The 11,644-nt window shown below is 46.9% G+C and carries 10 protein-coding genes; 7 read left to right on the forward strand and 3 right to left on the reverse strand.

Annotation, left to right across the window (positions count from 1 at the left end):
• The first annotated feature begins 8 nt into the window (after nt 1-8).
• Both NSU15_RS15590 and NSU15_RS15595 read left to right on the forward strand, forming a co-directional pair.
• Nucleotides 9-272: a hypothetical protein gene (locus tag NSU15_RS15590; RefSeq protein ID WP_076121766.1), complete on the forward strand. Its 264-nt coding sequence runs from the start codon at nt 9-11 to the stop codon at nt 270-272.
• Nucleotides 247-798 carry an S-layer homology domain-containing protein gene (locus NSU15_RS15595; protein WP_076121769.1) on the forward strand — a complete coding sequence of 184 codons (552 nt, stop codon included), beginning with the start codon at nt 247-249 and terminating at the stop codon, nt 796-798. Before NSU15_RS15590 ends, NSU15_RS15595 begins: the two co-directional genes overlap by 26 nt.
• 195 nt (nt 799-993) lie before the next feature.
• On the opposite strand, the gene NSU15_RS15600 is transcribed toward NSU15_RS15595, so the two are convergent.
• From NSU15_RS15600 to NSU15_RS15610, 3 genes are read right to left on the reverse strand one after another with little or no spacing between them, the layout of a single operon-like run.
• Nucleotides 994-1,950, reverse strand: a complete 957-nt coding sequence (locus NSU15_RS15600) for a substrate-binding domain-containing protein (protein ID WP_076121771.1) — start codon at nt 1,948-1,950, stop codon at nt 994-996.
• Entirely contained in the window at nt 1,947-3,542 is a 1,596-nt protein-coding gene (locus NSU15_RS15605) for a response regulator (protein WP_076121775.1), read from the reverse strand. Before NSU15_RS15605 ends, NSU15_RS15600 begins: the two co-directional genes overlap by 4 nt.
• On the reverse strand, nt 3,539-5,344 hold the full coding sequence (locus NSU15_RS15610) for a sensor histidine kinase (RefSeq protein WP_339286620.1): 1,806 nt from the start codon (nt 5,342-5,344) through the stop codon (nt 3,539-3,541). Before NSU15_RS15610 ends, NSU15_RS15605 begins: the two co-directional genes overlap by 4 nt.
• Nucleotides 5,345-5,607: 263 nt before the next feature.
• Between NSU15_RS15610 and NSU15_RS15615 the strand changes: the two genes are divergently transcribed.
• The 5 genes from NSU15_RS15615 (at nt 5,608) to NSU15_RS15635 (ending at nt 11,386) form a co-directional block, all read left to right on the forward strand.
• Complete coding sequence (locus NSU15_RS15615) at nt 5,608-6,627, forward strand: ABC transporter substrate-binding protein (RefSeq protein WP_076121778.1); 1,020 nt, start codon at nt 5,608-5,610, stop codon at nt 6,625-6,627.
• A 96-nt stretch (nt 6,628-6,723) separates the two neighbouring features.
• Nucleotides 6,724-8,235 (forward strand): sugar ABC transporter ATP-binding protein, encoded by a 1,512-nt coding sequence (locus NSU15_RS15620; protein WP_076121779.1) that lies wholly within the window; start codon nt 6,724-6,726, stop codon nt 8,233-8,235.
• Nucleotides 8,236-8,241: 6 nt separating this feature from the next.
• Complete coding sequence (locus tag NSU15_RS15625; protein WP_249923671.1) at nt 8,242-9,282, forward strand: ABC transporter permease; 1,041 nt, start codon at nt 8,242-8,244, stop codon at nt 9,280-9,282.
• Nucleotides 9,272-10,240 (forward strand): galactofuranose ABC transporter, permease protein YjfF, encoded by a 969-nt coding sequence (gene yjfF, locus NSU15_RS15630; protein ID WP_076121781.1) that lies wholly within the window; start codon nt 9,272-9,274, stop codon nt 10,238-10,240. The genes NSU15_RS15625 and yjfF overlap by 11 nt, the downstream gene beginning before the upstream one ends.
• Before the next feature lie 111 nt (nt 10,241-10,351).
• Nucleotides 10,352-11,386, forward strand: a complete 1,035-nt coding sequence (locus NSU15_RS15635; RefSeq protein WP_249923672.1) for an ABC transporter substrate-binding protein — start codon at nt 10,352-10,354, stop codon at nt 11,384-11,386.
• Nucleotides 11,387-11,644: the final 258 nt, after the last annotated feature.

Here is an 11,644-nt window from a genome sequence, read left to right on the forward strand (position 1 = left end):
ACTGGTCCATGTCAGGAGACAAACCTGATGTTTCCTTCGCTTTTACACCCCGCCGGGATGGCAATTACGTGATCGGCTATCAGTCTTTCACAACAGAGCAGATCTCTGGCGTCAATGAAGTGTTAAATGGTTTCAGGTCACACGCCAAAATGGTAGGCTCGGTGGAATCAACAAGCTTGAGGGAACTGAGCGCTCCGATGAGTCTGGTTGAAAAGAATGACGGTTCGGAGAGTAGAATTCAAGGATATGAACTCGCATTGGGCGAAGGATAGCGTTAATGATCTCGATTCGCGGATGATCCTCGGTGGAACAGGAAGCGGATTGTTTAATCCGGATGCGGAAATCACCCGAGCTGAATTCGCTGCACTGATGGCGCGGGCGTTTGGACTCCGATCGGATGGAGGAAAGCTGGTATTCACGGACGTAAAGGCGTCGGATTGGTACAACGAAAATATGAGAACTGCGCAGGCATACGGTCTTATCACAGGGTTCGAGGACAGCACCTTCCGTCCTAACGAAAAGATTACGCGAGAACAAGCCATGGTCATTGCTGCCAAAGCAATGGAAACCACCGGGCTTAAGAATGTCCTGACAGGAAGAACGGCGGAAGAGATGCTGAGCGAATATGACGATGCAGCCAGTGTATCCGGCTGGACAAAATCCGGAGTTGCGGACAGCTTGCAGACCGGTATTGTCTCCGGAAGAAGTGCATCCGTTCTGGCGCCCAAAGCGCATATTACCCGCGCAAAGGCGGCCAAACTAACTCAAGAGCTGATGAAAAAATCAGAGCTATTTTAGAGCAAAGTAACCTCTATAAACAAAGGGGCTGTCCCAAAGGCAGCTTTTCTACAAGCGGAGTCCGACCACCATCATTTATAAAACCGTAAAAGCCAACAAAGCAACGCTCCTCCGGTTATTATTGGAGGAGCGTTGCTTTGTTGGTTGTGGTCTATAGCTTGTTTCTCCGATGGGTAAACAAGTTTTACAAACCGATTAATTGTGTATCTCTGTAATTTCCGTATTTATAAATACTGGCAATGTTTCATGATAGGCCAGCTTTCGCAAGGTGTTGATGATAGCTTGGCCCCAATTCTGCTCATTTTGCGAGATAATACGAGTAATTTGGCCGTTCTCGATGGATTGATTGACATAGGGGGTAAGACCGAGCGCGACATTATAGCGATTAAGTCCTTTGGCCTTCCAGACTAAAACAGAACTTGAACTCGATACGAAATCCAAGTTGATCAGTGCACTGAAATGCGGGTGAGCCGTAATCATTTGTTCCAACTGCAGAATAGCACTTCCTTCGCTGCCGTCGTTATGTCGAACTTCGAGTACGTCTATTTCAGTATGTTGAGCCACATAATCGTGAAAACCCTGCAGCCTTTGAGTCAACCCAAGCATATGTGGCATCCCGGATTGGACCAGAACCATGCCCTTGCCGCCAAGCAGTGTGTCTACGGCCTGACCGATTACAGTACCGGTCTTATAGTTATCCGCACCGATAAACGCATTCCGTTCACTGGACGGGGAGTCGGACTCAAAGCATACAACGGGGATCCCGCTGGATACTGCTTTGTTGATGACGTCAATCAGGGCCTCCGAGTCAACGGGATCGATGGCTATGCCGTCAATATCCTGCTTGATCATCATCTCCATAATTCTGATCTGCTGCTCCAAATTTGCCTCATCCGGCGCTTGAACTATAAGTTTGATGTTATGGCCGCTGGCGGCGGCTTCGGCATTCTCCGTTACCATTTCATATGTGTCGTTTACCATAGGATAGATTATGCCGAAGGTTAGCCGGGGTTCTCCGTCTGAAGCAAGGGGGGAAATATCCACATTCTGTTTTTGGACATTCTCCTCACTCTTAGTCCCCAAACAACCACTGAGAATAAAGGTAGTTCCCAGTATTAGTGCCAGTGTTTGTGCCTTGAATCGGGAAGTCACAAGCGCTGGCCTCCTTTGTAGAAGTTTTCTACCGGATCAGCTGTATGCCCATGTTTGCGGTATTCCATTGGTGTCATGCCGGTCACCTTCTTGAACAGGTTAGAGAAGTAATGCTGATCACTGTAACCTACCTGAAAGGCAATCTCGAAAGTTTTATAGCGGGTTGTTTTGAGCATCTCTTTCGCTCTGCCGATCCGTGTGGCAGTTAAATACTCCGTCATAGTCTGCCCAGTTTCTTGGCTGAAGACTTTGCTGAGATGGCTGGAGCTGACTCCGATTTGTTTTGAGGTTTCATGGAGGGAGAGCTGGTCATTGTGATAATTCTCGCGGATATAGAGTTTGACTTTCTCGATTAACTCTCCATACTTGTCAGACCCTTCAGACCGCCAGACCCAGAGCCGCTCTAATAGTCCAATAAAATAATCCAAACACTCCTCAACTTTGGAAATACCCCGGATCTTCTTTTGCAGCTCTTGTATTAATTCCGCTTGATTACAGTCTGAACGAAAGGTCAACTTGGCCGTCTGGACCAATTCCAAGGTGATGTCGTTGATCAGGTAATAAGCATACATAGAATTCCAGTTTATCTTATGAAGACCGATGGCAAACTGACGGATAAAACCGGGAGCTTCTTGATGAGTACCTAGCTTTAAAAAATCAATCAGACAATTGCGGTCGACTAGCACACTATCTGGGGAATGATCGATCGAAGCCTCAATCAACGCCTCTTTGTTCTGCCTTGACAGCTTCTTGAACATTCTGTCGTCCTCGGCCTCCTGGAAGGAAAGATGTATGCCCTGTAGACGTTCGTGGACACCTCCGCAGCTTGCAGTTAGCTTCAATCCGAAATGGATTTTTTTTTGTTTCAGTACCCGGATCAGAACATCCATTTTAGCGGATATTTGATCCGGCAGGCCGCCCTTTAGAATGATCACTGTTTCGGAACGGCTTCGCCTGAAACAGCAGAGTTCAGGATACTCAACCAGTGTGCTTGCCAGTAGCAGCTCTGCAGCCTCAATCTGAGACTGGGCAACCTCAGATTCATCCGGAATTGAAGGAACAAAAGACAGGATAAGGACTGCATAATAAGGAGCTATAAACTTCAGATCTAGTTGAGCTGCCGCCTCGATGGCAGCCCCTGTACCTATCAGTCCTCCGCAAAGATCGGCATACAGCTTATCAGGCGTGTACGTATTTTTTTGTTTTAACCTATGTTCTTCGTCAATTCTGGCGCTGACAATACGCAGCATCTGAATAAGTTCCGCCGCGCTGACCGGTTTCAGGCAATAATCCTCAACGCCCAACCGGAGGGCCGTCTGGGCATAATGAAAATCATCATGACCGCTTAAAATGATGATTTTGATGTCGGGAAACCTTTGCCTAACCACGGAAGTCAGTTCGAGTCCGTTCATAAAAGGCATTTTAATATCCGTAATCAAAATGTCCGGCTCTTGTTCTTCAATAATCGGCAGTGCCAATTCACCGTCGGGGGCGTCACCGGAATATAAGAAGCCTTCCTTCTTCCAATCTATTGAATCCCGGATGCTTTCACGGATCAGAATTTCGTCATCGACGAGCATGACCTTCTTCATGGCAAGTTCCCCCTGTTCTTAGGTATTCGTACGGATATTGTCGTACCTGTACCTGCGATACTTTCCAGCCGGACTCCATATTCACTGCCGAAATAAAGCCGTAACCGTTGATGGACATTCTGCAGTCCGAAACCTCCTTCTGCGGATTCCTCTTCTTGAGACTGGAGTGGTTGTTCCAGCTGATGTTTCAGTAAGGCTAACCGGTCTGCTTGAATGCCTGTACCGTTATCCGTAACGGTAAGAATGACAGCCGAATCTTCCGTATAACCGCCAATGACGATCAAGCCTTTACCTCTTTTATTCTTGATCCCATGGTACAAGGCATTTTCTATCAATGGCTGGAGAGTCATATTTAGAATCGGATATTCCAGGAGTTCAGAATCCACTTCAACTCGATATTCAAGGATATCACGGTAGCGCATTTGCTGAATGACCAGATAGCTGTGAGCATGAGCTAATTCCGTGCGGATCATCACCCAGTCCCGTCCTTTGTTTAAGCTAATCCGAAACAAATCAGACAGCGCTTTCACGAGTTGGATGACAGCATCACTTTTGCCTGCTTCCGCCATCCAGATGATGGAATCGAGCGTGTTGTATAAGAAATGCGGATTAATCTGTGCTTGCAGCGTACGCAGTTCTGCTTTTTGCAGTTGCTGTTGTTTCCGTATACTTTGCTCCAGAAGCTCTTTAATCTTCTCCACCATGATGTTGAAGCTTTGCCCCAGATCGGCGATTTCATCCGTTCCAACCGGCTTGACTTTAGCCTCGAGATAACCGCTTGCGGTAAGTCTCATCTTATGCTGGAGTAGCTGGATAGGACGGGTAAGCCTTTTTGTCAACAGGTAATGCAGAGTTATAGCAAATACAATGCTGAGCACCACGCTCACTATGATCAACTGCCTGATGCTGTTAGCTTCGGCAACGATCTCCTGCAATGGAGCGATACCGATAATCGTCCAGCCAGTGACAAGAGAAGCGGTATGGACGATGAACCGGGGCTGCCCGTCGGTCCTTAGAACATATCCGTCTCCGCCGGGCTGATCGGAAAAAGCAAGTTTAGTCTTTCGAATGATATTCCAGTCAGCGCTATCTATGGGAGGAACGTAGATTGGATTGCTTTGCTGATCGAGAATATAAAAAAAAACCGTCTTGCCGATCTTGACCTGATCGCAAAACGTTTTGATAAATGAATCGTCCAGATCCACTGTAATAAATCCGATCACTTCATGGGTAATTTGCTGCCTGACTGCTGCCATAATCGAAATGACTCCACGATCTTCATAGGTGAAACCGTCGATTCGGTCTTGGCTGGCAATCAGCGCAGGTGGAATTCGCAGTACGGTATCCGGGTTCAGTGCGAGCGTCTGAAAATGCTGATTCCGCAGCGGATTCGTATTGGACTGAAAAATCCCTCTGCGTTCGCTGATCCCTTTACCATAACGATTAATCAGGGTGATGTTGAGTACGTTTTCATATTTGTAGGTGTCCCGGTAAAGAGCAAAGGTACGGAGAATGTCTTTGGCTTCCTCGTAAGTCTCCGACTGTGAGAAGAGAAAATGGATAACCATGGGGTTTTTACTTAGCTCTAGAAGCCTCTCGGTATCTTTAAACATATTATCTATGTTTGTTCCAAGCATATCAGCCTGGAGCATGCTAGAGGCTTTACTGTGACTCGAAACCGAATTGTAGGATTTCTGATATGAAATTACTCCCACAGTCATTAGCGGTATGGTGGTGAGCACAATAAACAAGGCCAGCAGCTTTGCCCTCAGGCTGGACGAAATCCAGCGCTTGATCCTCATCAGTATGATCCTCTCAGGGGGAGTATGGTTCGTGCAACTTATAGTTTATACCAACAATGACTAATTCGGAAGCAAAAAAGAAAGCGGAACCAATATTCACACCTTTTAATTAAAAAACTACACCAAAAAAGATCGGTGTATTGTAAAAACCAAAAAATAGAAAACAAACGCTAAAGACTGTCCATATCAAATTGAAATGTAAGCGATTTATAATGGGGCCAACACCAGGTGATGGTGATTGATGAGGGGGAGGACAACAGTCCATGAAGAAATTCGGAAAAATGAGTGCAGTGCTAGCGTTAACCTTGTCCATGATGATAGTTGGAGCTTGCAGCAGTAACAACGGCGGCGGCGCAGCTGGAACTGCGGGGAAGAATGCCGGAAATTCCGGAACAAAGCCGGCTAAGAGTATCACACTAGGCTTCTCGCAAGTAGGGGCAGAAAGCGGCTGGCGCAGCGCGAATACAAAATCGATACAGGATTCGGCGAAAGAGGTCGGTTATACCCTGAAGTTCTCGGATGCACAACAAAAACAGGAGAATCAAATCAAAGCTCTCCGCTCGTTTATTCAGCAAAAAGTAGATGTAATCGCCTTCTCGCCAGTCGTGGAATCCGGATGGGATACTGTTCTTAAAGAAGCCAAGGATGCAGGAATCCCAGTAGTCCTGACTGACCGTGCCGTCGACTCGAAGGACACCTCGCTATATGTGACGTTCCTTGGTTCCGACTTTGTGGAAGAGGGGCGGAAAGCTGGGCAATGGTTGTCTGACCAATATAAGGATGCGACTGAAGATATTAATATCGTTGAACTTCAGGGAACGACAGGCTCCGCTCCGGCAAATGACCGGATGCAGGGATTCAAGGAAGTGATCTCCAGCAATCCAAATCTTAAGATTATTGCTTCCCAAACCGGAGACTTTACTCGGGCTAAAGGGAAAGAAGTAATGCAGGCTTTTCTGAAAGCCCATAAGGATATTGATGTTCTCTATGCGCATAACGACGATATGGCTCTGGGTGCTATTCAGGCAATTGAAGCTGCCGGACTAAAGCCTGGAGAAGATATTAAAATCATTTCTGTTGATGCGGTGAAAGACGGAATGCAGGCTGCCAGTGACGGAAAAATCAACTTCATAGTGGAGTGTAACCCTTTGCTGGGACCTCAGTTAATGAAGGTGGTTCAGGATGTTGTCGATGGAAAAACGGTTGAAACCCGTATTGTGACCCAAGAAACGACCTTTACTTCCGAGCAGGCCAAGGAGGCCCTACCGAACAGGCAATATTAAACCCAACAAACTCAAATAACATTCGGCTACATCGCCACTCCGCAGCAGCAGCCAGGCAGCGGAGTGGTTTCACTAAACCAAGGAGTGGATGATGATATGAGCGTTGCAACGCCCATACTGCAAATGACCAGCATTCATAAACGGTTTCCGGGAGTCAAAGCGCTTAGCGATGTAAGTCTCCGCCTTTTTCCTGGAGAGGTACATGCGCTTATGGGTGAAAACGGCGCAGGAAAATCAACGTTGATCAAAGTACTGACCGGCGTGTATTCCATTGATGAAGGAACTGTTGAAATGGAAGGCATCTCCATAACGGTGCACAGCCCGCTGGAATCACAGGCAGTAGGAATCAGTACGGTGTATCAGGAAGTCAATCTATGTCCCAATCTGACGGTGGCAGAAAATATTTTTATCGGGAGGGAGCCTTATAGACTGGGCCGGATTTATTGGAAAGAAATGAACAGGAGGGCCGAAGAGCTGCTGAAGGATCGCCTGAATCTGGATATAGACGTGGCTAAGCCTCTGCACATGTATTCCGTTGCTGTCCAGCAGCTAATCGCTATCGCCAGAGCACTAAATATATCCGCGAAGGTACTCATCCTGGATGAACCTACCTCCAGTCTGGACAAAAATGAGGTCGAGCAGTTATTCCGTGTTGTGAGGAAGCTAAAAAGTGACGGGCTTGCAATTTTATTCGTCACTCATTTTCTCGATCAGATGTATGAAATCTCCGACCGGGTTACCATTCTGCGGAACGGGGAATTTGCAGGTGAATATATGGCGAAAGATTTAACAAGGCTGGATCTTGTTCTGAAGATGATCGGCAAGGAATTGAATTTGCTGGAGGAGCTGCCTGTTCTCTCTGAATCCAATAAGGATAGAGTGGGAGAGGATTTTCTCAAAGCTGAAGGTCTTGGCCGTAAGGGAGCGATAGAGCCGTTTGATTTAACTATCCGTAAGGGAGAAGTTGTTGGCCTTGCCGGCCTTTTGGGTTCGGGACGGACCGAAGCTGCGCGGTTATTGTTTGGAGCTGATAAGGCCGATACAGGCAAGCTGACGTTTGCTGATGGAGGGGAGAGCGTACATTCACCTCGCGATGCGATTCATCGGCGGATTGCCTTCTGCTCTGAGAATAGGAAGACTGAAGGCATCATTGAAGACCTTACGATCAGGGAAAATATTATTCTTGCTCTGCAGGCTAAACAGGGCTGGTTCAAGACCATTTCCCGCAGGCGCCAGGACGAGGTTGCAGAGGAATATATCCGCATGCTAAATATTAACCCGCCCAATCCCGATCATCTGATCAAGAATTTAAGCGGAGGTAATCAGCAAAAGGTGCTACTCGCCAGATGGCTTTTAACGGAGCCGGATTTGTTTATTCTGGACGAACCGACCCGCGGTATCGACATCGGCGCGAAAGCGGAAATTCAGAAGCTGGTATTGTCACTTTCACGCCAAGGGATGTCATTTGTGTTTATTTCTTCCGAGCTCGAAGAGGTAATTCGTGTCAGCAACAAAATTGCCGTGCTGCGTGACCGGCATAAAGTAACAGAAATTTCAGACAAGGATATGAGCCAGCATACAATCATGCAGGCGATAGCAGGGAGCTGAGAACAATTGAAAACCATTTATAAACATCATTTATTCTGGCCGCTGTTCGTACTGGCTGCGCTGATGCTATTTAATCTTTTTTATTCACCTGATTTCTTCTCGATTACACTGCAAGACGGGCATTTATACGGCAGTCTGATCGATATTCTCAACTTTGGCGCCCCTCTGATACTGGTGGCGATCGGGATGACTCTAGTGGTGGCCACGGGCGGGATTGATTTATCAGTCGGATCAATAGTGGCTATATCGGGAGCAATTGCCTGTCTTTCCATCAGCAAAGGTTCCGATCAGAATATGTTGTCCTTGATTCTGATATCGGTACTAATGGCAGTGGTGCTATCTCTCCTTCTGGGGGTATGGAATGGGCTGCTGGTGTCGGTCGCTGGCATTCAACCGATTATTGCCACGTTGATTCTTATGGTGGCCGGGCGCGGAATAGCCCAACTCATTACTGGCGGGCAGATTATCACAGTGACCAGTGATAAATACACCTACATCGGTTCCGGTTCATTGGCGACTCTGCCGTTCTCCATCTTTGTTGTAGCTGCCGTTCTTGTTACAGCAGTACTGCTTACACGTAAGACAGCACTGGGACTGTTCATTGAATCGGTTGGCTGTAATCCGATCGCGAGTCTGATGTCGGGTATTCGTGCCAAATGGGTTATGCTGTCCGTGTATATGTTCTGCGGATTATGCGCTGGCATAGCCGGATTGCTGCTCAGTTCAAACGTATCCAGCGCAGATGGAAACAACGCCGGGCTGTGGTATGAACTCGACGCCATCCTGGCCGTTGTTATCGGCGGAACTTCATTGAACGGCGGACGATTCTATTTGCTCGGAACAGTTATCGGCGCATTGATCATTCAAACGCTGACCACAACCATCTACATGATCGGCGTTCCACCGGAAATTACGCTGGTTGTCAAAGCCTTCGTAGTGCTTGCGGTCTGCTTGGTCCAGTCCTCTGCCTTCCGAGCCGCTATTGCCGTACGCTGGAAGACACGGCATTATCCAGGAGAGAAGGAGATTACACGCCATGTTTCTTAAACGCAAATATATTCCGATTATTGTAACGATCGCATTGTTTCTGGCCATGTTTGCTGCGGGTTCCTTTCGGTATACCGGTTTTTTTTCTCTGCAGGTGCTGATGAACCTTTTCGTGGATAACGCTTTTCTGCTGATCACCGCTATCGGTATGTCCTTTGTCATCCTTTCCGGTGGTATTGATTTATCTATCGGCTCGATCATTGCGCTCACAACAATGGTGTCAGCGAGCCTGATTCAGCAGCAAGGGTGGTCTCCAGCAATCGTTATTCCGTTAGTACTTCTTATGGGAGCCGTTTTTGGTGCCGGTATGGGAGCTATTATCCACTATTTTAAAATTCAGCCTTTTATCGTGACATTAGCAGGAATGTTCTTGGCTCGTGGATTGTGCTATGTGATCAGCATTGATACGATAACGATAGATAATGCCTTCTATACAGCTGTAGCTCAAACAAAGATCACGCTCCCCGGTGGCAGCTTCATTTCAATTAGCGCTATTGTTGCGTTAATTGTTGCAGCCGCCGCGATCTTCATCGCACATTATACCCGGTTTGGCCGCAATGTTTACGCTCTTGGGGGAAACGAACAATCGGCGCTTCTCATGGGGCTTCCAGTCGCGCGAACTAAAGTGCTGGTCTACACCTTTAGCGGATTCTGTTCCGCATTGGCCGGTGTTGTGTTCACGTTCTATATGCTGTCGGGATATGGGCTTCATGCCGTTGGCTTTGAGCTTGACACGATAGCTGCAGTCGTAATAGGTGGAACTTTACTTACCGGAGGGGTCGGTTATGTCTTGGGAACCTTTTTTGGTGTTCTGATTCAAGGCGTGATTCAAACCATAATCAGCTTCGATGGTACGCTCAGCTCCTGGTGGACTAAAATTGTTATCGGCCTGCTGCTCTTCACTTTTATCTTGTTACAGCGCGTTCTTAGTGCAAAACGTTCTGTTTTGAAGCAGTAGCTATTGCCCTTACCCTGGAAATGTTGTTACAATTACCATCGGGAATCCAATTTTTGGTTTCCCGATATTTTATTTTCACATGTAACCGTTATCAAGATGGGGGAGAGTTCAGTGAAAGTAGGGAAATGGTTAATTTGCCTATTGATTGTGTTCTTGTCTGGCTGTTTCGAAGCAGGAGAGAAGAATGTCCAGCCTTTGATTAGACCAGAGCAAACCCCGTTGAAGATCAATGTCCCTTCATCGGAGGATTTGCCTGCAGCCAAAACCATAGTACTCGGTTTCTCCCAGTTGGGCTCAGAGAGCACCTGGAGAGCTGCAAATACTGATTCCATTAAGGCTGCGGCCCTGGAGGCCGGTATTTCACTGATAATGAAAAATGCTGAGCAATCCCAGCAAAAGCAAGTGGAAGCGATCCGTTCGTTTATGGAGAGTAAAGTCGATATCATCGCCATCGCGCCTGTTGTGGAGACCGGTTGGGATGAAATTTTGGAGGAAGTCAAACAGGCAGGCATCCCTGTCATTATTCTTGACCGTTCCATAAATGTGAAAGATCATTCACTTTATGTTACCTGTATAGGTTCCGACTTTTTTGAAGAAGGAGTTAAGGCCGCTAAATATATGCTGGACAGAATGCGTCACCATTCAGGACAGATTAAAATTGCCGAGCTTCAAGGTACGATTGGATCTACCCCCTCAATTGACCGCGGACGCGGTTTTCGGGAGACGATTAAAGGTCAGAATACCTTCGAAATTACGCTGACCCTCCCTGCGGATTTTACCAAGGCAGGGGGACGTGAGGTCATGCGTGAATTTCTAAGCTTGCCTAAAGAGGAGTGGCCTCAGGTACTGTTTTCACATAATGATGACATGGCGATTGGTGCAGTAGAAGCGATTGAGGAGGCCGGACTGAAGCCAGGTACTGATATCATTATTATATCTGTTGATGGGACACGGCGGGCTTTTGAACAGATGATTGCCGGGAACATTAATGCCGTCGTCGAATGCAATCCGCTTCTTGGTCCCTTATTGATGCAGGCCACTCAAGAGATTATGTCGGGTCGGACTCTCCCCAAGCGGATGGTTCCTGCAGAAGATATTTTCCCTCAGGAACTGGCTGCAACGGAAGCCGCGAACCGTACATATTAAGCATACCTTCATACCTATTATGGGCATCTCTGAACCATTGTTTACTAGCTTATATTTGTAAGAAAACATGGTTATCGTTATTGATCAACTCATTGATAATGGGTTGATTTTTTTTAGCTATTTTTTAATCATTAGAGGGTTTTAATGTTTCCCATCTCAAAATATACAAAGTAAAAGAAGTGAGGAGAGATAGCGGGCATAATCAAAAACATCCTTCATTTTCCATAATGATTTTTACTATGGAATTTTCTTGCTTTC

The organism is Paenibacillus sp. FSL E2-0201 (assembly GCF_037963325.1).
In the GTDB taxonomy this organism is placed as follows: Bacteria; Bacillota; Bacilli; order Paenibacillales; family Paenibacillaceae; genus Paenibacillus_AQ.